Origin of the sequence: Microbacterium sp. RU33B (assembly GCF_900155915.1) — a bacterium.
Lineage (GTDB): Bacteria > Actinomycetota > Actinomycetes > Actinomycetales > Microbacteriaceae > Microbacterium.
Genome location: NZ_FTPO01000001.1, coordinates 599,179 through 623,831 on the forward strand (window position 1 = coordinate 599,179; position 24,653 = coordinate 623,831).

Annotated in this window: 24 protein-coding genes and 1 tRNA gene; 17 read left to right on the forward strand and 8 right to left on the reverse strand. The window is 70.7% G+C overall.

What is annotated here, in order from left to right; translation table 11 throughout:
* On the forward strand, positions 1-1,110 hold the full coding sequence (locus B0B14_RS02945; protein WP_076680024.1) for an FUSC family protein: 1,110 nt from the start codon (positions 1-3) through the stop codon (positions 1,108-1,110).
* A gap of 86 nt (positions 1,111-1,196) precedes the next feature.
* Here B0B14_RS02945 and B0B14_RS02950 read toward each other — a convergent pair whose 3' ends face one another.
* Positions 1,197-2,021: a class I SAM-dependent methyltransferase gene (locus tag B0B14_RS02950; protein WP_076680025.1), complete on the reverse strand. Its 825-nt coding sequence runs from the start codon at positions 2,019-2,021 to the stop codon at positions 1,197-1,199.
* 68 nt (positions 2,022-2,089) lie between these two features.
* Between B0B14_RS02950 and B0B14_RS02955 the strand changes: the two genes are divergently transcribed.
* Positions 2,090-2,839 (forward strand): phosphoglyceromutase, encoded by a 750-nt coding sequence (locus B0B14_RS02955; RefSeq protein ID WP_076680026.1) that lies wholly within the window; start codon positions 2,090-2,092, stop codon positions 2,837-2,839.
* 66 nt (positions 2,840-2,905) lie between these two features.
* Here B0B14_RS02955 and phoU read toward each other — a convergent pair whose 3' ends face one another.
* Complete coding sequence (gene phoU, locus B0B14_RS02960; protein WP_076680027.1) at positions 2,906-3,592, reverse strand: phosphate signaling complex protein PhoU; 687 nt, start codon at positions 3,590-3,592, stop codon at positions 2,906-2,908.
* Positions 3,593-3,759: 167 nt separating this feature from the next.
* Between phoU and B0B14_RS02965 the strand changes: the two genes are divergently transcribed.
* Together B0B14_RS02965 and B0B14_RS02970 are read left to right on the forward strand one after the other, a co-directional pair.
* Complete coding sequence (locus B0B14_RS02965) at positions 3,760-5,028, forward strand: ATP-binding protein (RefSeq protein WP_076680028.1); 1,269 nt, start codon at positions 3,760-3,762, stop codon at positions 5,026-5,028.
* Positions 5,025-5,708: a response regulator transcription factor gene (locus tag B0B14_RS02970; protein ID WP_076680029.1), complete on the forward strand. Its 684-nt coding sequence runs from the start codon at positions 5,025-5,027 to the stop codon at positions 5,706-5,708. The genes B0B14_RS02965 and B0B14_RS02970 overlap by 4 nt, the downstream gene beginning before the upstream one ends.
* Before the next feature lie 45 nt (positions 5,709-5,753).
* On the opposite strand, the gene B0B14_RS02975 is transcribed toward B0B14_RS02970, so the two are convergent.
* Positions 5,754-6,227, reverse strand: coding sequence for a DNA modification methylase (locus tag B0B14_RS02975; RefSeq protein WP_076680030.1), 474 nt, complete (start codon positions 6,225-6,227; stop codon positions 5,754-5,756).
* Positions 6,228-6,373: 146 nt separating this feature from the next.
* On the opposite strand from B0B14_RS02975, the gene B0B14_RS02980 reads away from it, so the two are divergent.
* The 7 genes from B0B14_RS02980 (at position 6,374) to B0B14_RS03010 (ending at position 14,626) form a co-directional block, all read left to right on the forward strand.
* Complete coding sequence (locus B0B14_RS02980) at positions 6,374-6,856, forward strand: CarD family transcriptional regulator (protein WP_076680031.1); 483 nt, start codon at positions 6,374-6,376, stop codon at positions 6,854-6,856.
* 9 nt (positions 6,857-6,865) lie between these two features.
* On the forward strand, positions 6,866-8,104 hold the full coding sequence (locus tag B0B14_RS02985; RefSeq protein ID WP_076680032.1) for a bifunctional 2-C-methyl-D-erythritol 4-phosphate cytidylyltransferase/2-C-methyl-D-erythritol 2,4-cyclodiphosphate synthase: 1,239 nt from the start codon (positions 6,866-6,868) through the stop codon (positions 8,102-8,104).
* A gap of 120 nt (positions 8,105-8,224) precedes the next feature.
* The gene (locus B0B14_RS02990; protein WP_076680033.1) at positions 8,225-11,038 is read left to right on the forward strand and encodes a beta strand repeat-containing protein; all 2,814 of its coding nucleotides are present in this window, start codon (positions 8,225-8,227) and stop codon (positions 11,036-11,038) included.
* Complete coding sequence (locus tag B0B14_RS02995) at positions 11,035-11,706, forward strand: hypothetical protein (RefSeq protein WP_076680034.1); 672 nt, start codon at positions 11,035-11,037, stop codon at positions 11,704-11,706. Before B0B14_RS02990 ends, B0B14_RS02995 begins: the two co-directional genes overlap by 4 nt.
* Positions 11,703-12,446 (forward strand): hypothetical protein, encoded by a 744-nt coding sequence (locus B0B14_RS03000; RefSeq protein ID WP_076680035.1) that lies wholly within the window; start codon positions 11,703-11,705, stop codon positions 12,444-12,446. Before B0B14_RS02995 ends, B0B14_RS03000 begins: the two co-directional genes overlap by 4 nt.
* Before the next feature lie 140 nt (positions 12,447-12,586).
* Positions 12,587-13,330, forward strand: coding sequence for a SipW-dependent-type signal peptide-containing protein (locus B0B14_RS03005; protein WP_076680036.1), 744 nt, complete (start codon positions 12,587-12,589; stop codon positions 13,328-13,330).
* 108 nt (positions 13,331-13,438) lie between these two features.
* A complete protein-coding gene (locus B0B14_RS03010; RefSeq protein ID WP_076680037.1) occupies positions 13,439-14,626 on the forward strand; it encodes a signal peptidase I in 1,188 nt (395 codons plus the stop codon).
* Here the strand turns inward: B0B14_RS03010 and B0B14_RS03015 are convergent.
* Together B0B14_RS03015 and B0B14_RS03020 are read right to left on the reverse strand one after the other, a co-directional pair.
* Positions 14,623-15,090, reverse strand: coding sequence for a GNAT family N-acetyltransferase (locus tag B0B14_RS03015; RefSeq protein ID WP_076680038.1), 468 nt, complete (start codon positions 15,088-15,090; stop codon positions 14,623-14,625). The two genes, B0B14_RS03010 and B0B14_RS03015, sit on opposite strands and share 4 nt — an antisense overlap.
* 6 nt (positions 15,091-15,096) lie before the next feature.
* Entirely contained in the window at positions 15,097-16,026 is a 930-nt protein-coding gene (locus B0B14_RS03020; protein ID WP_076680039.1) for a DMT family transporter, read from the reverse strand.
* A gap of 178 nt (positions 16,027-16,204) precedes the next feature.
* Between B0B14_RS03020 and cysS the strand changes: the two genes are divergently transcribed.
* Genes cysS through B0B14_RS03035 form a run of 3 tightly spaced genes read left to right on the forward strand, consistent with a single transcriptional unit; the run spans position 16,205 to position 19,298 of the window.
* Positions 16,205-17,650, forward strand: coding sequence for a cysteine--tRNA ligase (gene cysS, locus B0B14_RS03025; RefSeq protein ID WP_076680040.1), 1,446 nt, complete (start codon positions 16,205-16,207; stop codon positions 17,648-17,650).
* A 3-nt stretch (positions 17,651-17,653) separates the two neighbouring features.
* Positions 17,654-18,652 (forward strand): 23S rRNA (guanosine(2251)-2'-O)-methyltransferase RlmB, encoded by a 999-nt coding sequence (gene rlmB / locus B0B14_RS03030; protein WP_076680041.1) that lies wholly within the window; start codon positions 17,654-17,656, stop codon positions 18,650-18,652.
* 4 nt (positions 18,653-18,656) lie between these two features.
* Positions 18,657-19,298 (forward strand): NAD(P)-dependent oxidoreductase, encoded by a 642-nt coding sequence (locus B0B14_RS03035; RefSeq protein WP_076680042.1) that lies wholly within the window; start codon positions 18,657-18,659, stop codon positions 19,296-19,298.
* Between the two features lie 6 nt (positions 19,299-19,304).
* Here the strand turns inward: B0B14_RS03035 and B0B14_RS03040 are convergent, their stop codons facing one another.
* The 3 genes from B0B14_RS03040 to B0B14_RS03050 all read right to left on the reverse strand — a co-directional run bounded on the left by B0B14_RS03040 (position 19,305) and on the right by B0B14_RS03050 (position 22,141).
* Positions 19,305-19,613, reverse strand: a complete 309-nt coding sequence (locus B0B14_RS03040; RefSeq protein WP_076680043.1) for a Dabb family protein — start codon at positions 19,611-19,613, stop codon at positions 19,305-19,307.
* A 34-nt stretch (positions 19,614-19,647) separates the two neighbouring features.
* On the reverse strand, positions 19,648-20,964 hold the full coding sequence (locus B0B14_RS03045; RefSeq protein WP_076680044.1) for a DUF4032 domain-containing protein: 1,317 nt from the start codon (positions 20,962-20,964) through the stop codon (positions 19,648-19,650).
* Between the two features lie 76 nt (positions 20,965-21,040).
* The gene (locus B0B14_RS03050; RefSeq protein ID WP_076680045.1) at positions 21,041-22,141 is read right to left on the reverse strand and encodes an ABC transporter ATP-binding protein; all 1,101 of its coding nucleotides are present in this window, start codon (positions 22,139-22,141) and stop codon (positions 21,041-21,043) included.
* Positions 22,142-22,380: 239 nt separating this feature from the next.
* On the opposite strand from B0B14_RS03050, the gene B0B14_RS03055 reads away from it, so the two are divergent.
* From B0B14_RS03055 to B0B14_RS03065, 3 genes are all read left to right on the forward strand, one after another.
* A complete protein-coding gene (locus B0B14_RS03055) occupies positions 22,381-23,352 on the forward strand; it encodes a DsbA family protein (protein WP_076680046.1) in 972 nt (323 codons plus the stop codon).
* Between the two features lie 33 nt (positions 23,353-23,385).
* A tRNA-Thr gene (locus B0B14_RS03060) sits at positions 23,386-23,458 on the forward strand.
* A gap of 1 nt (position 23,459) precedes the next feature.
* Complete coding sequence (locus B0B14_RS03065) at positions 23,460-24,434, forward strand: DMT family transporter (protein WP_256714231.1); 975 nt, start codon at positions 23,460-23,462, stop codon at positions 24,432-24,434.
* Positions 24,435-24,653: the final 219 nt, after the last annotated feature.

A 24,653-nucleotide genomic window follows, 5' to 3' on the forward strand; every position in this document is an offset into this window, starting at 1 on the left:
GTGAGCGCCGACGGACCGTCTCCGGTCACGGCGACCGTCCCGACGGGGTGGCGCAGCCGCGTCCATCCGCGCGAGGCCGTCACGCGGGTGCGCGACTCGTCGATGGCCATCCTGCAGATCGTCGTGGCGGCGACGGGCGCCTACGCGTTCGCGCTGTACGTGCTCGGCCACCCGACTCCGCTCCTCGCCGCCACCGTGACGGTGTCGAGCCTCGGACTCGTGCGCGACGCGCGGCCGCGACGCGTGCTCGAGACCGTGCTCGGGATGCTGGTCGGCATCCTGGTCGCGGAGCTCCTGCTCCTGGTGGCGGGCCACGGATGGTGGCAGCTGGCGCTCGCCCTCGGGATCACCCTCGTCGTCGCACGCTTCCTCTCGCCGCAGGCGAGCTTCGCGATCGCGGCGGCCATCCAGTCGCTCATCGTCATGGTGATCCCCTCGGGTGCGCCGTTCCTCCGCCTCATCGACGGCGTGATCGGCGGCATCGCCGCACTGCTGGTGACGGCCCTGATCCCGCGCAATCCGATGCGCGCCGGGCTGCGCGACGCCCACCGGCTGTTCGCGGAGCTCGAGGGTGCGGCGGCGGCGCTCGTCCAAGGACTCCGCAGGGGCGACCGCCTGCGCGCCGAGCGGGGCCTCGAGAAGGCGCGGGCGCTGCAGCCTCTCGTGGACGACTGGCGCTCCTCGCTCGAATCCGGACTCGCCATCGCCCGCATCTCGCCGTTCCTGCGTCGGCAGCGCTTCGAGATCGAGCGACACGAGCGCATACGGCAGTCGATCGATCTCGCGATCCGCAATCTGCGCGTCATCGGCCGCCGCGCGGTCTACCTCTGCGACGACGGCGCGCCCCGACCCGTCGCCGCCGACGTGCTGTCCGACATCCTGCGCGGCGCGGCCGAGATCGACGGCTCGCTCGACGACATCTCGCTCGCTCCGGCCGCGCGGTCGGCTCTCCTGGCCGTCGCCGCGCGACTCGATCCGGCCGAACTGCTGCCGTCCGCGACCCTCGGCGACCAGAACCTCCTCGCCGCGATGCGTCCGCTCGTGGTCGACCTGCTGACCGCGACGGGCATGTCGTCCGAAGACGCGCGCGCGGCGGTCCCTCGGATCTAGGTGAGCCCCGAGGCGATCCGCTCCTTCCCGTCAGCGCTGCGCGAATCGGAGCGGCGCGTGCGAGGAGCAGCGCGGCGTGGGTGTCGTCACGGCGGCGCGACGGCGTCCCACGGCACGGTGAGCTCGCCCAGACGCCACCGCGAACGCGCGCGCAGGGGCCACCCGGCGCTCTGAAGCGCCTCCAGCGCCGTCTGCCAGCGGTGGACGGGCCCGAACGGCGACACCGCCGACGCGCGCTCCCACTCGGCATCCAGCGCCGCGAGGAAGGCGTGCACGCGCTCCCCGGGGACATTGCGGTGGATGAGCGCCTTCGGCAAGCGCTCGGCTGCGATCGACGGTCGCTCGAGACCGGCCAGACGCAGCGAGATCGACAGGCTCCGGGGGGCGGCGTCGCCGTCCACGGCGACCCACGTCGTGATGCGCCCGATCTCGTCGCACGTGCCCTCCACGAGGACGCCTCCCGGTGCGAGGCGCGACGCCATCGTGCGCCACGCGCCGGCCACTTCGCTCTCGTCGTACTGTCGGAGCACGTTCATGGCGCGGATGACGGCGGGCCGCCGCGCTGCGGGCACCGGCACTTCGAATCCGCCGAGCGCGTACGACACGCGCGCATCCGGCGCGAACGTCGTCGATCCGGCGCGCACCGCCGCGAGCTGCGTCGTCGCACGGGTGACGCGTGCGGGATCGATCTCCAGCCCGAGCACCTCGACGTCGGGCCTCGCGCGGGCGAGGCGCGCATGCAGCTCGAGCGCCGTGACGCCGCTCGCGCCGTATCCCAGGTCGACCACGAGCGGATCCTCCGCGCGCAGGAGTGCCGGATGCCGCGCGATCCACCGATCGACGCGACGGAGGCGATTCGTGCCCGTCGTGCCGCGGGTGATGCGCCCCGCGGGGGAGTGCCTGCCCGCCATGAGCCCATGATCCCATTCGCTCGGCACCCGACCGGACGGGCTGTCGCGAGCCTCGCTAAGCTGAGCGCATGACCGCGCCGTACACGCTGATCCTCCTCCGCCACGGGCAGAGCGAGTGGAACAAGTCGAACCAGTTCACCGGCTGGGTGGATGTCCGCCTCACCGACCAGGGCAAGGCCGAGGCCGCCCGCGGCGGCGAGCTGCTCGCCGAATCGGGACTCCTCCCCGACGTCGTGCACACGTCGCTGCTGAGCCGCGCGATCCAGACCGCGAACATCGCGCTGGATTCCGCCGACCGCCTGTGGATCCCCGTCAAGCGCACGTGGCGCCTCAACGAGCGCCACTACGGCGACCTGCAGGGCAAGGACAAGGCGCAGACCCTCGAGGAGTACGGCGAGGAGCAGTTCATGCTCTGGCGCCGCTCGTTCGACGTGCCGCCGCCGCCGCTGCCCGACGACAGCGAATTCAGCCAGGCGAACGACCCCCGCTACGCGGACATCGACGGCACCGCTCCGCGAACCGAGTCGCTGAGCCTGGTCATCGACCGCATGCTCCCGTACTGGGAGAGCGACATCATCCCCGATCTGAAGGCCGGCAAGACCGTCCTCGTCGCGGCGCACGGCAACTCGCTGCGCGGTCTCGTGAAGCACCTCGACGGCATCAGCGACGCCGACATCTCCGAGCTCAACATCCCCACGGGCATCCCGCTCGTGTACAAGCTCGACGAGGACTTCCGTCCCATCGGCGCGGGCGAGTACCTCGACCCCGAGGCCGCTGCAGCCGGCGCCGCGGCGGTGGCGAACCAGGGCAAGAAGTAGCCCTCACCCACGAACGAAGAAGAGCGGATGCCCCGGGGCATCCGCTCTTCTTCGTGATCGCGACGGTCAGGCCGTGCCGACGCCCGGCACGACGAACGTGTCGTCGGCGTCGATGGTCCAATCGCCCGTGGCGAGGTAGGCGACCTTCTTCGAGATCGACACCGCGTGGTCGGCGAAGCGCTCGTGGTAGCGGCTCGCGAGCGTGGCGTCCACGGTCGCGGCCGTCTCGCCCTGCCAGCTGTCGCTGAGCACCTTCTCGAACACGCCCACGTGGAGCTCGTCGATCTGGTCGTCGTCGTTGCGGATCTCCTCGGCCAGACGCAGGTCCTGCGTCTGGAGGAGCTCGGTGAGCTTGCGGGCGACCTCGACGTCGAGCTGACCCATCTTGGTGAACGTGCCCTTGAGGCCCTTCGGGATGGCCCGCTCGGGGAACCGCATACGGGTGAGCTGGGCGATGTGCTCGGCGATGTCGCCCATCCGCTCCAGCGACGCGCTGATGCGCAGCGCGCTCACGACGATGCGCAGGTCGCGCGCCACGGGCTGCTGGCGGGCGAGGATCTCGATCGCGAGCTCGTCGAGCGCGATGGCCTTCTCGTCGATGACGGCGTCGGCCTCGATGACCTCTTCGGCGAGGGCGACGTCACTCGTGCCGAACGCCTGCGTCGCCTTGTCGATCGCGACGGTCACGAGTTCCGCGATCTCGACGAGGCGTGACTGCACGTCCTCGAGCGACTGATGGAACACTTCGCGCATGCGCTTGCACCTTTCATCCTTCGCGGGGCGTACTCGTCCCACGACTCGGCGATCATTGCCGCCGAAGGTTAACGAACGGTGCCGCCGGAGTGAATATTATCCGGATGCCCCGGGGGCAGGGCCGGGGGCGCCGAAACGTCGTCGGTCGCGCCGTCTACTGTGGAGGCATGGACTCGACGCAGCTCGCGCTGCTCGCCCTGCTCGCGGGGGCGATCATCGGCGGGGCGATCGCCGTCATCGTGGCCCTGGCGCTGCGCTCCCGCGACCGGCAGCGCGCCGACGACTCCGCCATCGTCCCCGACGGCGTCCGCGATGTCCTCCACGGCCTGGACGATCCCGCAGTCGTGGTCGACGCGTCGCTCACGATCGTGGCGGCCTCCACGGCGGCCGTTCCCTTCGGCATGGCCGAGGGGCAGGTCCTGCCGGGCGATGAGCTGCGCACCCTGTCGCGCCGTGCGCGGGCCACCGAGTCGGGAAGCGCCTCGGAGACCCTGCGCCTGCAGCGCGGCGCCCCCCCGGCCGAGACGCGCCTCGTCGCGGTGCGGGCCACCCGCATCTCGCCCCGGCTGTCGCTTCTCGTGCTGCGCGACATCACCGAGAAGGAGCGCGTCGAGCAGATGCGTCGCGACTTCGTCGCGAACACGAGCCACGAGCTGAAGACGCCGGTCGGAGCCGTGAGCCTCCTCGCGGAGGCGATCGAGATGGCCGCCGACGATCCCGAGCAGGTGCGCAATTTCGCGTCCCGTCTCACCGGGGAGGCGAACAGGCTCTCGCTCCTCACCTCCCGCATCATGAACCTGTCCCGGCTGCAGGCCGCCGACGACATGACCGTCCTGCGCGACGTGTCGGTCGACGAAGTGGTGGCGTCGGCCCTCGACGCCCACAGCATCCAGGCCGCTCAGGCGGGCGTCGTGCTGCAGCGCGGCGGCGCGAAGGGACTGTACGTCCGCGGCGACGCGCAGGTGCTGAGCGAAGCCGTCGGCAACCTCGTGGCGAACGCCATCGCGTATTCGCCGCAGGGCTCGACGGTCGGGGTCGGCGTCAAATCCAGTGAGGGCGTCGTCGAGGTGGCGGTCACGGATCGCGGCATCGGCATCGCCGAAGGCGACCAGGAGCGCATCTTCGAGCGCTTCTACCGTGCCGATCAGGCCCGCTCGAGGCGAACGGGCGGAACCGGCCTCGGCCTCTCGATCGTCAAGCACGCCGTACAGCGTCACGGCGGCGAAGTGCGCCTGTGGTCGCGCCCCGGTCGGGGCTCCACCTTCACGATCCGCCTCCCTCGTACGGAGGCGCCGCCCGAAGACACCACGCGCAAGCGCGGGCGGAAGAAGTCCAAGCCGAAGGCCGCCGGCTCGGCGCCGAAGAAGAAGGCCGTCTCGTCCGCCACGACCGCGGCCCCCGCATCCCCTGCTCCCACGAACGGAGAAACCACATGAGCCGCGTGCTCCTGGTCGAGGACGAACCCGACCTCGCCGACCCCCTCGCCTACCTCCTGCGCCGCGAGGGGCACGACGTCGAGATCGCCGAAGACGGTCCGGCCGCACTCGCCGCCTACCGCGAGCGCGGTGCCGACATCATCCTGCTCGATCTCATGCTCCCCGGGATGCCGGGCACCGAGGTGTGCCGCCAGATCCGCACGACCTCGAACGTGCCGATCATCATGCTGACCGCCAAGGACTCCGAGGTCGACATCGTGGTGGGGCTCGAGCTCGGTGCCGACGACTACATGACCAAGCCCTATTCGGCGCGGGAGCTCCTCGCCCGCATGCGCGCTGTGCTGCGCCGGTTCGCATCGGTCGACGCCGACCTCGATGACCGCATCCTCACGGGCGGTCGCGTCACGCTCGACATCGATCGGCACACGGTGGCGGTCGAAGGCGCCGAGATCAGCATGCCGCTGAAGGAGTTCGAGCTGCTCGAGGTCCTCATGCGCAACGCCGGACGGGTGCTGACCCGCGGTCAGCTCATCGATCGCGTCTGGGGCACGGACTACTTCGGCGACACCAAGACACTCGACGTGCACATCAAGCGCATCCGCTCCCGCATCGAGCGCAACCCGGGCGAGCCCGTGATGCTCGTGACCGTGCGCGGCCTCGGCTACCGCTTCGAGGGCTGAGGCCGGGCCGAGGGCCGCGGCCGATCGCGGGCGTCAGCCTGCGCGTCAGGGAACGAGCGGCGCGAGGTAGGGCAGGGTGCCGTCGAGCACCGGCACCGCGGCGCGCACCGTCTCGCCGTCGCCGGACTGGAAGAACACGGGGATGTCGGCGCCCGGCATCGTGTCGATGCCTTCCACCAGGAGCGGGTCGGTGTCTTCGGTGCCGAGGCTGAGGACGGTGTTCGCCGGCACGCGGACGGTCTTGGCGATCGCACCGTCGCCTTCGCCGAACTCGAGGCTCAGGGTGTGCGACTCCGACGTGGAGTTGATGATGGCCGCGACGAAGTTGCCGTCGGCACCGCTCTCGTCTGCGACGAGCATGGCGTTGCGCACCTGGAGCGGGCCGCTGTCGGGGATGTTGACACCGTCCGCCGGGGAGTAGGGGATCGTGGTCGCCTGCGGCGAGATCATCGAGCAGCCCGTCGCTCCGAGGAGAACGAGGGCGCCGAGGGCGATGGACGCGACGAGACGCGATTTCACGAGTCCTCCTAGAACGGTGGCGGGTGACCTTCAGTCATTCTAAGGGGTCGGATGCCGCAGGGACGGCGCGTCCGTCGGGGGGAGGCGGCGAACCTTAGCGTATGCCGCCTGTGGTATCCTGGAGGTTGCCGAAAGGACATAACTGCATGCTTTTTGAGGTTGGCGAGACCGTCGTCTATCCGCACCACGGGGCCGCGACGATCATCGAGGTCAAAGACCGGATCATCAGGGGCGAGACGAAGAAGTACCTGAAGCTCAACGTCACGCAGGGAGACCTCATCATCGAGGTCCCGGCAGAGAACGTCGATCTGGTGGGCGTTCGTGATGTGATCGGCAAGGAGGGCCTCGACAAGGTCTTCGAGGTTTTGCGCGCTCCCTTCACGGAGGAGCCCACGAACTGGTCGCGCCGTTACAAGGCGAACCTCGAGAAGCTCGCCTCGGGTGATGTCATCAAGGTCAGCGAGGTCGTCCGCGACCTCTGGCGCCGCGATCAGGACCGCGGTCTGTCGGCCGGGGAGAAGCGCATGCTCGCCAAGGCGAAGCAGATCCTCATCTCCGAGCTCGCACTCGCCGAGAAGACCGACGAGGAGCGCGCCAGCGTCGTGCTCGAAGAGGTCCTCGCGAGCTAGTCTCTGGCTGTGTCCCTCGACCCAGCTCCGCACCCGTCGTCCGTCGTTCCTTCGATTCCGCCGGTCCCGCGCGTCGCCGTGATCGTCGTCGCCGCGGGGTCGGGGAACAGGCTCGGCGCAGGTGCGCCCAAGGCCTTCGTCGGGCTCGACGAGCACACGATCCTGCGCCACGCGCTGCGAGGCGTGTTCGCCGCACCGTATGCGCAGGTGATCGTCGTGGTGCCCGCAGGGCGCGAGGGCGACGCCGAGACCGATGTGCTCGAGGCATCCGGCGACCGTCGCGACCTCGCATCGGTCGTGACCGGTGGTCAGACGCGCCAGGCCTCGGTGGCGGCCGGAATCTCGGCCGTCTGGGCCGACGTCGAGATCGTGCTCGTGCACGATGCAGCGCGAGCACTGGTGCCACCGGAGGTGTTCGAGCGGGTGATCGCGGCGGTGGATGCCGGTCGCGCCGGCGTCGTGCCGGTGCTGCCCGTCGTCGACACGCTCAAGCGCGTCGACGGCGACATCGTCGAGGCGGCGGTCGACCGATCGGTGCTCGCCGCCGCGCAGACGCCGCAGGGCTTCCGCCGTGACATCCTCGTCGAGGCCTACCGTGTCGCCGAGGAGGACTTCACCGATGACGCGGCGCTCGTGGCCGCCGCAGGCCACGCCGTCTTCACGGTGGAGGGCGACGCACACGGGTTCAAGATCACGACGCCGGCCGACCTGGATCGTGCGCGATCGCTCGTGACGGCCGTCGCGCCGGTGCGCAGCTCGCTCGACGCGGCTCCCGCGATCCCCAGGATCGGCATGGGCACCGACGTGCACGCGTTCGGCGGCGACGGGCAGCTGTGGCTCGCCGGGCTCGAATGGCCGGGGGAGCAGGCGCTGTCCGGGCACTCCGACGGCGACGCCGTCGCCCATGCGATCGTCGACGCGCTCCTGGCGGCGGCAGGGCTCGGCGACATCGGCACGCATTTCGGCACGTCGCAGCCCGAGTACGCCGGCGCGCATGCCGAGGCCTTCCTCGCGCGCACGGTCGCGCTCCTCGCCGAGGCGGGATGGCGCGTGGGCAACGTCTCGGTGCAGGTGCAGGCGAACCGGCCCCGGTTCGCCGCCCGGCGGGCCGAGGCCGAGGCCGTGCTGTCGGCCGCGCTCGGCGGCGTCCCCGTGTCGGTGTCGGCGACGACGACCGACGGGCTGGGCTTCACGGGCCGAACGGAGGGTGTCGCGGCGTTCGCGGTGGCGCTCGTCACGATGATCTGATCGATTCGGGCTGTCAAGCCCCTTGCCACATCCGTCACTTTGCTATACACGCGTGACAAGTCGTGCCAAGTTTAGTTCGTGTCTGGACGCGGGGCCGCTCCGGCGGGTTCGAGATCGAGGGTGATCCTGGGGATCATCCTCGTCGTCGTGCTCGCGATCGCCGGTCTCGTGGTGGCAGCGCCCGCGGTCGCCCCGGCGCGCGGCGCGGAGCCGCTCGGCATCAACTCCCTGAACTTCGGCGGACCGGATGCCGCGCCCGGTGACGGCGTCTGCGCCACCGCGGGCGCCACGCCCGTCTGCACGCTGCGCGCGGCACTCGAAGAGGCCAATGCGACCGTCGGGGGCAACGTGGTCGTCACCCTCGCGCCGGGCTTCGCGGGGGGCACGATCGCCGCGGACTGCACGACGGCGAACTGGATGTCGACGACGACGCTCACGGAGGCATCCGGCGCGTACTACCTGATCACCGGCGCGAACATCACCCTCGATCTGCGGAATGCGCTGTCGGTCAGCTCGCCGGAATGCGCGGCCGCCGGACTGTACGTCAACGGCGCGAACGCGATCGTGCAGAACGTGACCGGTCTGTGGGCGGGGGAGTCCTCGATCGAGATCGGCGCCGGCGGGTCGGGTGCCACGATCGCGAACATCACGCTGCGGCAGGTCGCCAACTACAACACCGAGCGGGCGGTCGTCGTGCGTACGGGCGCGAACAACGTGACGATCAGGGGATCGACGTTCGCGGGGTTCTTCACCGGCGTCGCATCGAACACCGGGGTGGTCGAGCTGTCGCCCAACGCGACGATCAGCAACCTGCGGATCGTCGGCAACACCTTCACGAACGTGCTCGGCACGACGGCGTGCTCCACGACGAACGCGCAGGGCTGCCGGCGCAACGGCATCGCATCGGGTAACTCCACGACGGTCAACGGACTGACGATCCTCGACAACACGTTCGAGAACATCGACACCACCACGCAGGCGGCGATCCGCTTCTACGCCTCGGCGGGCGTCACCCTCAACAGCCTCTCGATCCAGGGCAACCGGTTCACGGGCACGACCGTCGCCTCGGGGAATTTCGAGGGGACGATCGTCAGTCTGCCCACCGACACCAATCTCGGCGGCACGCCGGCCGTCATCCGCTACAACACCTTCACGACCGCGGCCGCGCTGAGTGGTCCGATCGACCGCATGGCGATCTACTGGGACGGAGCGCGTACCGGTGGGAACAACACCCTGCTCAGCAATCTGACGATCTCCGACAACTACTTCGACGGGTTCGGCGACGGCACCAATACCGCGACGATGCGCATGTTCCAGACGGGGCTGACGACGGTGGAGCGCAACACCTTCGGCCCGCGCAGCGACAGCTCTACTGTGGCCGCTTCCGGCACGGGGCCGGACACGCTCGTGAACAACTTCGACACCACGTCCAACCGCAAGATCAACACATTCGTCCCCGGGACGATCGGCGCACCGAACACGACGACCTGCACTGTGGCGGTGCCGCTGACCCGGGCGGCGGCGACGCGGCCCGTCACGCCCCTGAGGGTCGACGTGTACTACTCGGCGGGGACGACGTCGGAGGGCGCCGAGACGCTCCTCGGGTCGTTCTCGATCACGGATGCGAACACGACGGTGACGGTTCCGTACACGGCAGCCGCGGGGCGCATCCGCGTGCAGACGCAGGGACGCGTGGGGACCGCCGGCACGCAGACCGAGTCGTCGCAGTACTCCCAGGTGTCGGCCGTCGCCAACTCCACGTGCGGACCGCGCGTCACCGTGAACCAGAAGGGGTCCCAGGCCGATCCCACCTCCGAGCGGATCGTCCGCTTCACGGTCACCACGTCGGAGGCGCTCTCCGCGGCGGGTGCCGGTTCGCTGCAGCCTGCCGACTTCTCGACCGCGGGCTCCACGGCGCCCGGAGCACAGGTGCTCGCCGTCACGAAGCTCAGCGAGACGCTGTTCGAGGTGACGGCGCGTGCCAGCGGGTCGGGAACGATCCAGCTCTCCCTCCCGGCGGGCGCGGTGACGGATGTCGCGGGCGCGGCATCCGTCGCCTCCACCTCGACCGACAACTCCGTGGCCTACGTCAATCCGCTCTCGGTCGCCCCGACGGCGGTCACGGTCTACGAAGGCGCGCCGGCGGTCCCGTACGCGGTCAGCCGCGCAGCATCCGTGTTCCCGACGGCGCCGCTCACGATCGCAGCCTCCGTGAGCGATGTCTGGGCGACGGCTCCGGCCACGACGACGCTCAGCCCCGACCTCACCACGGTCGCCGTGCCGGTGACCTCCGGCGCGCTGGGTGGCGTGACACGCACGGCGACGATCACCCAGACGGTCACCTCGACCGATCCGAACTTCAACGGGCTCCTCCTGTCGGCCGTGGCCGTCACCGCGATCCCCGCGGCGGTCCTCTCGCCGACGAGCGGGTCGACGGTCGGCGGCACCGCCGTGGGGGTGACGGTCGCGTACGTGCCCTCGGGGGCGTCGGTGACGGGCATCAGCTTCGGCGGCACGGCCGCGGTGTTCACCGGGACCGGCACGAATCTCGTCGCGACCTCACCGGCGCGCCCGTCGACGACGGGAGCGAACGAGCCCGTGGACGTCGTGCTCACGTACTCGAACGGCACATCCGTCGTCCTCCCGGGCGCGTTCACCTACATCCCGGTATCTGCTCTGACGACGCTCAAGACGGCCTATGCCGACGCCGCCCGCACGCAGCCGCTGCCGAGCGGCGACGTCATCCTGGCCGGGACCCAGGTCTTCTGGGCGTACGAGGTGACGAACACCGGAGAGACCGCGCTCACCGACGTCACGGTCACCGATGCCGAGCTCCCGTCGGCGACATATCCCGGTGGGCTCGTGTGCGCGCTGCCCACGCTCGCTGCGGGCGCCTCGACCACGTGCACCGCGGATGCGGTGGTGTTCCCATGAGCGCGGCTGTTGCGCCGATCCGTCCCCGCCGGGGGCGGCGGTGGGGTGTCGCGCTCGCAGCGGTCTTCCTGATCGCCGTTCCCGCCGGCGTCGCGTACGCGTTCTGGAATGACGCGGCGGCACAGGCCGGGGGAGTCGTGGTGACGGGCGACCTGCGCCTCGAGTCCGATCCGAGCGCCGCGAGCGCCGTCAGCTGGGTGGAGACGACGCCGACGGTTCCGGTCGGAGACCGGCGATCGGGTGCCGACATCGCCTCCCTCGCGGAGTTCCGCGGGGTTCCCGGCGACTCCGTGGACGTGCGCTACGCCGTCGCCACGACGCTGGCGGGGGACAACATCGCCGCAGTGCTCACGGCCGACCTGGGCGCACCCGCGCCCGTGCTTCCCGCAGGGCTCACGATCACGGGGTATCGGGTGCTGGATGCCGCGGGGAGCCTGCTCGCTCCGACGTCGGGCTTCGCTGCGCTCGGGGAGGAGATCAGTCTCCCGTCGCTGACGAGCGCAGGCGATCAGCGCTACCTCGTGGCACTCCGCCTGGAGTGGACGGGCACCACCGGTGCTCTCGTCTACACCTCCACTCTCACCGGGCCTGATCCCGCGACCCTCATCACGATCCCGGTCGCCATCCGGCTCGACCAGGTCCGAGCGGGAGCGGGGTTCCAGCCGTGACCGCCGCGTCCGCACCGACCTCACGCGACGGCCGGGCCCGCCGGGGTCGCGGCATCCTGCAGGCCGTCGCCGTGCTGTCCTGCGCGGCGCTCCTGGGGGCGACCGCAGCCGGCGGAGTCGCGTGGGCCCTGTGGTCGGACGCGCTCGTGAACCCGTCGCTCCAGGTGGCCGCCGACGCGAAGGTGGGCATCTCGTTCGGACGCGTGGGGGAAGCGCCGGCCTTCGCCACCGGTGCGTCCTCGGTGCTCGAAGAGACCGTGGGCCTGCAGGACGGACAGGACATGAGCACGCTGTCGAACATCTCGATCCCGCTCGCGGTCACGATGCGCGCCGACGGCAACGCGGGAATGACGTACAGCATCGACCTGCCGATCTTCCAGCCGGGAACGCTGTTCGACGTCTCGATCGTCCGCCTGTTCCCCCTCCCGACCGCGACGAGCGATGACGAGGCTCGACTCGCCTGCCGGCTGGATGCCGCACCGGCGACGCAGCCGCCCACGTCGGGGATCGTCGGCATCGCGCCGGGGGTGGACGCCTCCGCTCCGGACGGCCGGGCCGTCGACTACTGGTGCTTGTCGATCTACTACCGCGACGGCGGTGGCTTCTACCTCAACACCGGTGTGGCCTCCGCTCAGTCTCCGTCCGGTCCTGTCTCCGGGCAGTCGTCGTGGTTCGCGCTGGTCGTCGACCCCGGCACCTACACGCTCACGCACACCGTCACGCTCCCCGGAGGCCCCTGATGGGCCTCCTCCGCTCCACCCCCGCAGACTTCGCGACGCCGCGGCGCCGCGAAGACCTGGCCGCTGGCCCGGCCCGGTCCACTCCCCAGAGCACGGCAGCGGCCGCGCTCCCCACCCCCACTGAAGGGACGGTCCTCCTCATGAGCACCGAAGAACTCACCACGAAGGAACGGCGACGCTCGCGTCGCGGGCTCGGCATCCTCGCCGGCGTCGGCGGCGGGCTGCTGCTGCTCGGCGGCACGACGTTCGCGCTGTGGAACGCCACCGCGGAGGTCGAGGGCGGAACGATCCAGACCGGAAACCTCGACGTCCAACCCGTGGGCGATCCGGCCTACTGGGACACCAGCGCCGACCGTTCGGATGCCGCGGGCACGACGCTCGTCTCGGGTGTCGCCGCGCACGCGATTCCCGATCTCACGCTCTACTCGATCGTCCCCGGAGACACGCTCGAGGCGGAGTACGGATTCGCCGTCGCCCTGGACGGTGACAACCTCGTGGCATCCGTCGATCTGACCCTCGCCGGCGGCACGACGCCGCCCGACGGCGTCACGTTCACGGCACAGGCGTACTACCTCGACGGCGCAGACTGGACCGCGGTCGGAACCGCGTCGCCGGTCACTCCGGGGGCGGCCACCTCGATCGCCCTCGGCCTCTTCCAGGCGGCCAATCAGGAGGCCGGCACCGTGGACGCGGGCGCCATCCCGGTCATCGAGCTCGTGGAGGTCCCGGCCGTGGGCGCGGTCGCGAACATCGCGATCGTCGTGGCGGCGACGTTCGACGAGACGATCGACGAGCGCACGTCGACGCTCGCCGAGGCGGCGCTGGGCGACGTGACGGTCGATCTCGTGCAGACCCGCGGACCGGGCGTCGGGAACTTCCCGTAAACCGCTGAGGGGGCGGGCGGTGACTGCCGGGCCCACCGCCCGCCCGACGACGTGCCCGGACTCCCCGTGCGGCGACCCCGCACGCCCTCCTACGTGTGAAGAGAGCACATGAACAGTCACGGCAGCGGCTTCTGGAGGACGTTCCTGTCCATCCTGGGCGCGAGCGTGCTCGTTCTCGTGATCGGGCTCGCCGTGCTCCTGCAGGTCGTTCCCCGCGTCCTCGGGGGGACATCGCTCACCGTGCTGACCGGCTCGATGCAGCCCACGCTCGTCCCCGGCGACGTCATCGCGGTGCGTGCCGCCGATCCCTCCGACATCCGCACCGGAGACATCATCACGTTCCAGCCCGTGTCGGGCGATCCCACCCTCATCACGCACCGGGTCATCGGCGTCGGCAGCAACACGATCGACGGGCGCCAGTTCATCACGCAGGGCGACGCGAACGATCGTCCCGATCCACCCATCCTCGCCGAGCAGGTCATGGGCGTGTACATGTTCCGCGTTCCCCTGATCGGCCATGCCCTCACGCTCGTGGGGCCGTACGGGCCGCTGCTCGCCGCGGGGGCCGGAGTGGCGCTCCTCGCCTACGCGGTCTCGACGTTCGTGCGTCCGCGGAATCGCCGGACGGCGGCATCCGCCCTCGTGGTCGTCGCGCTCGGCTCGGCCCTCGCCCTCGCGCCGGGGTCTCCCGCGCAGGCGGAGGAGATCGAGACGGACTTCACGGGACCCACGGTCACCCTCGACTGGCGCGGCGACCCGTACCAGCTCAGCCCGCCGGGCTTCTTCGGCGATCGCATGGTGGTGCCGGGCGACCTCATCGCGCGCGAGATCAGAGTCACCAACAACGGACCCACCGTGGGCGAGCTCGGCGCCTCCCTCCTGCGCCCCGTCGCCGCCGGTCCGCTCGAAGACGCGGTGCTCCTCGGATGGCGCACCGCGGATGCCTCGGGTGCCGTCCCGTTCTCGACACCGCGCCAGGGCGACCTGGTGATCGTCGAGGGGCTGCGGATCGAGCCGGGGGCATCGTTGGATGTCACGCTCTACCTCGAATTCCCCGCCGCGTCGGAGCTGGTGAACCGCGCCGACGTGGGGGTCAGCACGCTCTCGTTCGATGTGCTGCTGGTGCTGACGGGCGTCGATCCCGATCCCGCTCCCGGCCCCGACCCCCCGGAGCCGCCTCTCGCGCGGACGGGCGGCATCATCGCGCTCGGGGCGATCTTCGTCGGCCTCGTGGCGGTGAGCGCCGGCATCGCCTTCGTGCTCACGGCACGCCGGCGCGCGCGCGAGACGTCCTAGTCCGCGAGCGACTTCGTCATGAAGAGCGAGAACGGATCCTCGACGTAGTCGCCGAACGGCCCGCACTCCACGAAGCCCTCGCTCCCGTACAGGCGCGTCGCCGCCGCGAAATCGGCCGGCGTGCCCGTCTCGAGCCAGAGACTCGTCATCCCGCGCTCCCTCGCAGTCGCGATCAGGTGCCGCAGCATCGCGCGTCCGACCCCACGGCCGAGGAAGCGGTCATCGACCCGCATCGACTTCAGCTCGCCCCGGAGCCGGTCGATCTCCGACAGTGCGCCGATGCCGGCGAGCTCCCCGTCGATCCACGCCGAGAAGAACGTGACGGACGGATGCCGCAGCTTCTCTAGGTCGAGCGCGTGCACGCTCTCGGCGGGCGAGGTGGCATGCATTCCCGCGAGGTGATGGGCGATGAGCGCCTGCGTCGCGCCGCCCGAGAGGTCGTCGACCCGGATCTCGACGGTCATGGGCGATCAGGCCTCCACGGCGAACGGAACGGGATCGCGCGGCTTCCGCGATCCGAGGGCGAGGATCACGAGTCCCGAGGCGAGTACGAGGAGGCCGGCGACGGCCAGCAGCGAGAGCCGCTCGCCCAGGACGGCGACCCCCAGGATGCCGGCGGTCAGCGGCTCGGCCAGCGTCAGGGTGGCGGCCGTCGCCGCCGTGAGCCGCTCGAGCCCCCACGTGAACAGCGTGTAGGCGACGGCGATCGTCGCCAGGCCGAGCCAGAGCGCCATCGTGAGGCCCGTGGGCTCGGCCACCCAGGCGAGGTCGACGAACGGCAGCGCGAGAGCGCCGACGATCGCTGAGCCCGCACCCATCGCGCCTGCCACGGTGAACGGGTCCCACCCGTCGTCCATGAGGCGCCGCTGCGCGTTCGCGAAGACGGCGAAGGAGGCTCCGGCTCCCACGGATCCCACGATGCCGATCGGGTCCGTGCCGCCCGCCGTGCCGGCGCCGCCCCCGAACGCGAGGAGGATCACGCCGATCGTCGCGAGCAGGGTCGCGAGCATCCAGATGCGGCCGGGTACACGGCGCGTGAGCCCCCACTCCAGTAGTCCCGCGAGAACCGGGGCGGATCCGAGGGCCATGACCGTCGCCACGGCCACGCCGTTGCGCTCGGTGCCGAGGAAGAAGAGCGGCTGATACGCGGCGAGGCACACGCCGGTCACCGCCATGAGTCCGAGCGCGCGACGCGTGAGGGCGGGGTTCGCGCGCGCGGCGGGCCCGTGGGTGCGGCGACGGGCCAGGGCCAGCCCGATGGCCGCCAGGGCGGTGCCTCCGACGACGAGTCGCATGACGCCGACCGAGAGCGGCGTCGTGCCCTCGGGGCCCAGCGCCTGCGCTGTGCCCGTCGTGCCGAACAGCACGGCTGCGGCGATGACGGCGAGCACGGGGATCACACGTCCTTTCTATCGGTTCGGAGCCATCGCTGTTCTGAACGGAGGCGATGGACAGTGCGGAGGATGCTGTGGTGCTCCGCATCCTCCGTCCGCTCCATCTCCTCCTTTCTCGGCATCTCGTGGGGGCACCGCCGGTCACACCCAGGAATCGCGGCGGGGCCGCCGGTAGGCTGGTGCGGTGACGGTCCGGCTCTACGACAGCAAGCAGCAGCAGCTGCGCGCCTTCGAACCCCTCGACCCGTCCCACGTCACGATCTACGTCTGCGGGCCGACCGTGCAGTCGGGTCCGCACATCGGTCATCTGCGTGGCGCGCTCGCCTTCGACATCCTGCGCCGCTGGCTCGAGCACCGCTACGCCCGTGTGACGTTCGTGCGCAACGTCACCGACATCGATGACAAGGTGCTCGCCAACGCGACGCCGGACGAGCCGTGGTGGGCCCTCGCCTACCGCATGGAGCTCGAGTTCTCGAACGCCTACGCCGCGATCGGCATCCGTCCGTCCACCTACGAGCCGCGTGCCACTGCCTCGATCACCCAGATGCAGGAGCTGATCGTGCGACTCATCGACCGCGACCACGCCTACGCGGTCGACGGCAGCGTCTACTTCGATGTGCGCTCGTGGAGCGCCTACGGCGAGCTCACCAACCAGAGTCCCGAGGCGATGGAGTCCTCCGCCGACGCGGAGACCGGAAAGCGTGCGCCGCAGGACTTCGCCCTGTGGAAGGCGGCGAAGCCCGACGAGCCGGAGTCCGCGGTCTGGGAGTCGCCGTGGGGACCGGGTCGGCCCGGCTGGCACATCGAGTGCTCCGCGATGTCGCGGCGCTACCTCGGCCCGGAGTTCGACATCCACGGCGGCGGTCTCGATCTGCGCTTCCCCCATCACGAGAACGAGCTCGCGCAGTCGACCGCTGCGGGCGACGCGTTCGCCCGCTACTGGGTCCACAACGGCCTCGTCACTGTCGGCGACCAGAAGATGTCGAAGTCGCTCGGCAACTTCGTCCTCGCCGCCGACGTGCTCCGCGAGCACGAGCCGCTCGTCGTGAGGTACGCGCTGCTGGCGGCGCACTACCGATCGAACCTCGACATCACCGATCGGTCGTTCGCCGAGGCGGGCTCGGCCCTCGAACGGATCTCGGCCTTCCAGCAGCGTGCGGCTCGTGTGCTCTTCGCCCCGCAGACGGCGGAGGGCGCGCCGTTCGGCTCCTTCTCGTACGGCGAGGTCCCCGCGGCGTTCGCAGCGGCGATGGACGACGACCTGAACGTGCCGCAGGCGCTCGCGGTCCTCCACGAGACGGTGCGCACCGGCAACTCGGCGCTCGACGACGGCGACCTCGACGCCGTGCGCGCCGCGTTCGAGTCGGTCGGCGCCATGACGCGGGTGCTCGACATCGATCCGATGACCTCGGATGCCCGCACCCGCGACGGAGCGGACCGCGGAGCATCCGCTCTCGACGTCCTCGTGAAGACGATGATCACGCAGCGCGCCGAAGCACGCGCCGCGAAGGACTGGGCAGGCGCCGACCGCATCCGCGACGCGATCGCGGCGGCCGGCATCGCCCTCGAAGACACCGCGGACGGAACGCACTGGTCACTCGCCGGTGAGCGTCCGCAGACGAAGGAGTAGAACATGGCCAAGCCAGGGCGCCCCGGCGCAGCGAAGGGCGGCAAGGGTCCCACCAAGGGCACCGGCGGCAAGAACAAGCGATCGCTGGAGGGGCGCGGACCGACCCCCAAGGCCGAGGACCGCGCCTGGCACCCGGCGGGCAAGCGCAAGGCGGCCGCCGAGCGCTACGCCGCAGCGGGCGGCAAGGGCAAGCCCGCCGGCGCGTCGGGCGCGAACCGCGGCGGAGGACAGCGCGGCAAGAAGGACGACGACACCGAGACGGTCACCGGTCGCAATTCGGTGCTCGAAGCCCTGCGGGCCAAGATCCCGGCGACCGCGTTCTACATCGCGCAGCGCGTGGAGATGGACGACCGCGTCAAGGAGATGCTGTCGATCGCGACGCACCGCGGGATCCCGGTGCTCGAGGTGATGCGTCCCGAGCTCGACCGCATGGCCGGCTTCGACGGCGTGCACCAGGGCGTGGCGCTCAAGGTGCCGCCGTACGAGTACGCGCACCCGCAGGACATCCTCGAGGACGTCATCGACAAAGGGAACGTGCCGCTCTTCGTCGCGCTCGACGGCATCACCGACCCGCGCAACCTCGGCGCGATCATCCGCTCGACCGCGGCCTTCGGCGGCCACGCCGTGATCCTCCCGCAGCGACGCTCCGCGAGTGTGAACTCGGCGGCGTGGAAGACCAGCGCAGGTGCCGCGGCGCGCATCCCGGTCGCGATCGCGCCCAACCTCACGACGACCCTCAAGGAGTTCAAGAAGCAGGGCGTCTTCATCCTCGGCCTGGACGGCGGCGGAGACGTGTCGCTTCCGGCTCTCCAGCTCGCCGACCGCCCCGTCGTCATCGTCGTGGGCTCCGAGGGCAAGGGGCTCTCCCGCCTCGTGACCGAGACGTGCGACCAGATCGTGTCGATCCCGATCTCGGGTGCCGCGGAGTCGCTCAACGCCGGCATCGCGGCATCCGTCGCGCTGTACCAGGTCTCATCCATCCGCAACGCAGGACAGGAGTAGGCGCATGGCTCGCATCGCCGTCATCGGAGGCACGGGCTACGCCGGTCGCCACATCGTCCAGGAGGGCGTCGACCGCGGACACACCGTGGTCTCGGTGGCGCGGAACGTCCCGGGTGAGCGGGTCGCGGGTGCGACGTACATCGAGGGGACGCTCCTCGATGTGCCCGGCCTGATCGCCGAGCTCGAGGGCGTGGATGTCGTGGTCTCGGCCGTCGCCGCACGTGGCGACATGCTCGGCCAGGTGCGCGAGAACCTCGCGGAGCTCGTCGCCTCCCTGCCAGACACGGTGCGGATCGGCGTCATCGGGGGAGCGGGCGGCAGCCTCATCGCCCCGGGCGGCCCCCGCCTCATCGACACCGAGGGATTCACCGAGGAGTACAAGCCCGAGGCGCTGGAGGCCTACGGCGTGCTCGAAGACCTGCGGGCGACCCCGGCGTCTCGCGACTGGTTCTACGTGCACCCGGCGGGCGGCTTCGGCGCCTGGGCGCCGGGCGAGCGCACCGGTGCCTACCGCGACGGCGGCGACGTGCTGGTCGTCGACGACGCCGGTGAGTCGTTCATCTCGGGCGCCGATCTGGGCGTCGCCGTGATCGACGAGATCGAGCAGCCGAAGCACTCCCGCGAACGGTTCACCGTCGGCTACTGAGAGCCGTCAGGGCGTGCGGGCCGGCTCGTAGGGCAGCTGCACGACCGAGCGCTCGGCGATGATCGGGGCCAGGTACTGCTCGACGGCCGCCTTGTGCGCGGGGTGGTCGAGGTAGGCCTCCACCGACGCCTCGTCTTCGACGACCGCTGCGACACCGAAGTCGGCTCCCGGCCGCACCCGCAGGTTCGACTCCGCCGTGTACGAGCGCAGCACCGCGATCTGGGCGGGCAGCGCGTGCAGCGCTGCCGTGGCCGCCGCGATCTGCTCGTCGGTCGTGCCGTCCTTCCAGCGGAAGACCGCCATGTGCAGGATCATCCGTGCTCCTTCCGAGTGGTGGGGATGCGGTGAGTCAGACGAGATCGCGCCAGTCGACGTCGTCGTCGTCGTCGGCGTCGAAGTCGACGGGAGTGCCGCTGGTCGTGATGACGGGGAGGGACATCGTCTCGGTGACCGGTCCCATGACCGTCGCCTCGTCGCGGCGGTGGCGGAGCACGCCGTCGATGTACGACGTGAGCACCTCGGCCAGCGGAACGGAGCGGCCGCGGGCCTGCGACATGTACCAGCGGTGCTCGAGCACCTGGTGGAACACCTCGGCCGGCTCGAGCTTGGCGCGCAGATCGAACGGGATGGCCTGCACGACGGGCTCGAACACACGGGTGAGCCACTCGTGGGCGACCATCTCCTCGTCGGCGCCGAGGCGGGAGATGCGGGCGCGGAACTCGTCGAGGTCGTTGAGCAGGCGACGCGCCTGGTTCTCCTCGACGTCGAGTCCGGTGAGGCGGAGGAGGCGGCGCTGGTGGTGACCGGCATCCACCACCTTCGGCTGGATCGACACGTGCGTGCCGTCGACGGTGGCCTGGATCGACATCTCGCCGATGTCGAAGCCGAGGTCGTTGAGCTTCTGCACGCGCTCCGTGATGCGCCAGGACTCGTCGACGCCGAACGACTCCTTGTCGGTGAGCGCCGCCCACAGCAGGTGGTAGGACGACATGATGCCGTCGGCGATCGCGACGGCGTCGATTCCGCCCTCGAGCCGTCCGCCCGCTTCGAGGTCCATGATCTCGCCCGCGATGTTCGTGCGTGCGATCTCCAGGTCGTGCGCGCGCTGACCCGCCGTCAGCCCGGACTCGTGCAGCTCGCCGGTCTCGGCATCCACCAGATAGGCGGCGAAGGCGCCCGCGTCGCGCCGGAACAGCGTGTTGGACAGCGACACGTCGCCCCAGAAGAAGCCGACGTTGTGGAGGCGCACGAGGAGCACCGCGAGGGCGTCGACGAGCCGTGTCGCGGTGTCGGGGCGCAGCACCTGCGTGAACAGCGCCCGGTAGGGGAGGGAGAACTTCAGGTGCGCCGTCACGAGGGCGGCGGGAAGCGGGGCGCCGGAGGAGTCCTTGCGCCCGGCGATCACGGCGACGCGCTCGACGCAGGGGGCATCGAGACGCGCGAGGTTGCCGAGCATGTCGTACTCGCGACGCGCCATCTCGGTCGTCGTCTCCTTGATGGCGACCACCCGGCCCGACAGGTTCGCGAAGCGCACGAGGTGGCGCGAAATGCCCTTCGGCAGGAAGACGATGTGGTCGTTCGACCACTCGGCGAGCGGCGTGGACCACGGCAGACCGAGCAGGCCCGGGTCGACCGAGCTCGCGGTGATGGTGAGTGCTTTCGTCACGCTTCCCCTTGGAAAGACCGCGCGGCGCGGGCCTCGGAACTCCGAGACCCGCGCCGCGTCGGTGCGACGGTCGTGCTTAGGACGCGACGACCTTGTCGTTCAGGCGCTCGCCCGACTCGAGGTCGAAGGCGTGCACGTGGCCGGCCGTTGCCGCGAGGGTGACGGTGTCACCGGCGGTCGGGTGGTTGCGACCGTCGACGCGCGCCACGATGTCGGTGCGCTTGCCGGCGATGTCGGTGTGGCCGTAGAGGTAGCCGTCGGCGCCGAGCTCCTCGACGAGGTCGACGACCACCGAGAGGCCCTTGCCGTCGGCGGGGCCGACGACGATGTCTTCGGGGCGGACGCCGATCGTGACCTGGCTGCCCGAGGCGCGGCCCACGGTGTCGCGGTCGAGCGGAACGACCTCGGTGCCGAACTGCACGCCGCCCTCGGCGAGGTTCGAGACGAAGAGGTTCATGGCGGGCGAGCCGATGAAGCCGGCGACGAAGACGTTGTTCGGACGCTCGTACAGGTCGCGCGGCGTTCCGACCTGCTGGAGCAGACCGTCCTTGAGCACCGCGATGCGGTCGCCCATCGTGAGCGCCTCGGTCTGGTCGTGCGTGACGTAGACCGTGGTGACGCCGAGGCGGCGCTGCAGCGACGCGATCTGCGTGCGCGTCTGGACGCGGAGCTTGGCGTCGAGGTTCGACAGCGGCTCGTCCATGAGGAACACCTGGGGCTGACGCACGATGGCGCGGCCCATGGCGACGCGCTGACGCTGGCCACCCGAGAGGGCCTTCGGCTTGCGGGTCAGGTACTCCTCGAGGTCGAGCAGCTTCGCGGCCTCGAGCACGCGGGCGGCGCGCTCCTCCTTGCCGATGCCGGCGATCTTGAGCGCGAAGCCCATGTTCTCGGCGACGGTCATGTGCGGGTAGAGCGCGTAGTTCTGGAAGACCATCGCGATGTCGCGGTCCTTCGGCGGAACGTCGGTGACGTCGCGGTCGCCGATCAGGATGCGGCCCGAGTTGACCTCTTCGAGGCCGGCCAGCATGCGAAGCGACGTGGACTTGCCACAGCCGGAGGGGCCGACGAGGACCAGGAACTCGCCATCGGCGACTTCGAGGTTGAGCTTGTCGACGGCGGGGCGCGTGCCCCCGGGGTACAGACGAGTTGCGTTGTCGAACGTGACTGACGCCATGTTTTCTTCTCCTCACCGGCAGGTACGTGCCGGACGATCCGTAGTGATGGAATGAGTGGGGGCTTGACCCACACGCCCTTCGTCGGGCGCACCTCACAGTATGACACGCCGACCGGGCACGGCGCGCGCGGAGCTTTCGTCTGGGAATCTCCCAGCGAGTCTGGCTAGCATCGGATCGTCCGTGCCTCCCGCGCACGGTCGTCCGCGTCCCGCGGCCCACGCCCGTTCCAAGAGGTTCCATGTCGAGCGACGATCCATCGCACGTGCCGACCAACCGCGACCGCCGAGAGGCGGTGCGTGAGAAGGCCCAGCAGGTGCGAGCCCAGCAGTCCCGTGCCCGTGCGATCCGCACGGCATCCCTTTCGATCGCCGTAGTGGCGGTCGTCGCCGTCGCCGCCGTCGTCGTGACGTGGGTCGTCGGCTCGGATGCCTCCAAGCCGCTGGCCTCGCCGACGGCCGCCTCCGGCGACGGATTCCAGGTCAGCGCGGTGACCGGCATGGTGGCCGCCGCCGGCACCCTCGACAGCGCGCCGACCCCCGCCGCGACCGAGACGCCCGAGCCCGCGCCCGACGCGACCGCCGAGCCGAGCCCGTCTCCCACCGACCAGGCCCCGGTCGAGATCCGCGTCTATGTGGACTACCTCGCGCCCGGCGCCGCCGACTTCCAGATCGCCAACGCGCAGCAGCTCGCCTCGTGGGTCGACAAGGACGCCGCGACGCTCACGTACTACCCGGTCGCGATGCTCACCTCCAAGTCCAACGGCACGAAGTACTCGCTGCGCGCCGCGAGCGCCGCCGCGTGCGTCGGCACGCACTCGCCCGACGAGTTCTTCGCGTTCAACCACGAGCTGCTCGCCAAGCAGCCCGCGGTCGACTCGGACGGCCTCGACGACACCGCGCTCGCCGACATCGCGATCGCCTCGGGCGCCGCCTCGCCCAAGATCGTCCGCGCCTGCATCGAGGAGGAGCGCTACGCCTCCTGGGCGAAGTCGGCCACCGAGCGCGCGCTCAAGGAGATCCCCGACACCGACGGGCTCGCCCTCACCGGCACGCCGATGGTGCTCGTCAACGGCAAGGCCTATGTCGGCGCCCTCGACGACCCCGCGGAGTTCGCCCAGTTCGTGCTGACGATCGGCAGCGACGCGTACTACAAGACGCCCACTCCGACGCCGACGGACACCTCCACGCCGACCCCCGCCACGACGCCGTAGCGGGTCGGCATCGCCCGGTAGACTCGGGCCTCTGCCGACTTGGCGCAATTGGTAGCGCACCTAACTTGTAATTAGGGGGTTACGGGTTCGAGTCCCGTAGTCGGCTCGTGATCTCCGGCGACGCCTCCGCCGCACCGGCGCGCGCGCTCCCGCTGTGGCTCGCGCTGGCTGCAGCGATCCTGATCGGGATCCTCACGGCCCTCCAAGCGCGGATCAACGGCGTGCTCGGCGTGCGACTCGAAGACGGATTCGTCGCGGCTGCCGTGTCGTTCGGCTCCGGTCTGCTGATCCTCATCGTGCTCTCGCTGGCGCTCCCCGGCGGACGGCGAGGCGTGCGCACCCTCGTCTCGGGGGTGCGCGGGCACCGCATCCCGTGGTGGATGCTCGCGGGCGGCGCGGCAGGGGCGTTCACGGTCGCCACGCAGGGCCTCGCGGTGGGGATCATCGGCGTCTCGCTGTTCTCCGTCGGCGTCGTCGCCGGCCAGGCCGTCTGCGGACTCGTGCTCGACCGCATCGGTTTCGGTCCCGCGGGCGTGGTCGCCGTGACGGTGCCGCGCCTGGTCGGAGGAGTCCTCGCGCTGGCCGCCGTGGCGCTGTCGCTGTTCGGAGACGCCGTGCGCGGCATCCCGTGGTGGATGCTCGTGCTGCCGTTCTTCGCCGGGGTCGGCATCTCCTGGCAGCAGGGCACGAACGGGCGCCTGCGGCAGCGCGTGGGCACCCCGCTCACCGCGACCCTCGTGAACTTCGCGGGCGGGACGGTGCTGCTCGTCCTCGCGGCGCTCGTGCACGTGGGATTCGTGGGCGGACCGGCGGTGTTCCCGACGGACCCGTGGATCTACCTCGGCGGGGCGACGGGTGTGGTCTACATCTTCCTGTCGGCGGCCGTCGTGGCGTCCACGGGCGTGCTGCTGCTCGGCCTCGGCTCCGTCGTGGGGCAGCTCGTCACATCGGTGGTCATCGACGCGGTCTGGCCCGCAGCCGGGAGTCCCGGCATCCTGCAGGAGACCGTCATGGTCGTCCTCGCGCTCGCGTCGGTCGCGGTGGCGGCGGCGCCCTGGGGTCGGATGCGCCGCAGCGGGTGACGGCTACTGCGCGGAGTCGTCCCGCTCGGCCGCCTTCGTCGACTTCTTGTGCGTCTTCGCCTTCACGGATTTCTTCGAGCCGCCGTGCTTCTTGGATGTGCCGGACTTCTTCGATGTGCCGGACTTCTTCGAGCGGTCGGACTTCTTCTCGCTCCCGTCCGTGGACGGGGAGGAGGCATCCGCTTCCCCCGCGATGACCGCACCCACGCGGGGAGCGGG

Coding starts and splice junctions, on each gene's coding strand:
- B0B14_RS03010 (WP_076680037.1), top strand. CDS start 13,439: ATGAACAGTCACGGCAGCGGCTTCTGGAGGACGTTCCTGTCCATCCTG.
- phoU (WP_076680027.1), bottom strand. CDS start 3,592: ATGCGCGAAGTGTTCCATCAGTCGCTCGAGGACGTGCAGTCACGCCTC.
- rlmB (WP_076680041.1), top strand. CDS start 17,654: ATGGCCAAGCCAGGGCGCCCCGGCGCAGCGAAGGGCGGCAAGGGTCCC.
- B0B14_RS03040 (WP_076680043.1), bottom strand. CDS start 19,613: ATGATCCTGCACATGGCGGTCTTCCGCTGGAAGGACGGCACGACCGAC.
- B0B14_RS03015 (WP_076680038.1), bottom strand. CDS start 15,090: ATGACCGTCGAGATCCGGGTCGACGACCTCTCGGGCGGCGCGACGCAG.
- B0B14_RS03055 (WP_076680046.1), top strand. CDS start 22,381: ATGTCGAGCGACGATCCATCGCACGTGCCGACCAACCGCGACCGCCGA.
- B0B14_RS02980 (WP_076680031.1), top strand. CDS start 6,374: ATGCTTTTTGAGGTTGGCGAGACCGTCGTCTATCCGCACCACGGGGCC.
- B0B14_RS02970 (WP_076680029.1), top strand. CDS start 5,025: ATGAGCCGCGTGCTCCTGGTCGAGGACGAACCCGACCTCGCCGACCCC.
- B0B14_RS02965 (WP_076680028.1), top strand. CDS start 3,760: ATGGACTCGACGCAGCTCGCGCTGCTCGCCCTGCTCGCGGGGGCGATC.
- B0B14_RS02955 (WP_076680026.1), top strand. CDS start 2,090: ATGACCGCGCCGTACACGCTGATCCTCCTCCGCCACGGGCAGAGCGAG.
- B0B14_RS02950 (WP_076680025.1), bottom strand. CDS start 2,021: ATGGCGGGCAGGCACTCCCCCGCGGGGCGCATCACCCGCGGCACGACG.
- B0B14_RS03035 (WP_076680042.1), top strand. CDS start 18,657: ATGGCTCGCATCGCCGTCATCGGAGGCACGGGCTACGCCGGTCGCCAC.
- B0B14_RS03005 (WP_076680036.1), top strand. CDS start 12,587: ATGAGCACCGAAGAACTCACCACGAAGGAACGGCGACGCTCGCGTCGC.
- B0B14_RS03050 (WP_076680045.1), bottom strand. CDS start 22,141: ATGGCGTCAGTCACGTTCGACAACGCAACTCGTCTGTACCCCGGGGGC.
- B0B14_RS02995 (WP_076680034.1), top strand. CDS start 11,035: ATGAGCGCGGCTGTTGCGCCGATCCGTCCCCGCCGGGGGCGGCGGTGG.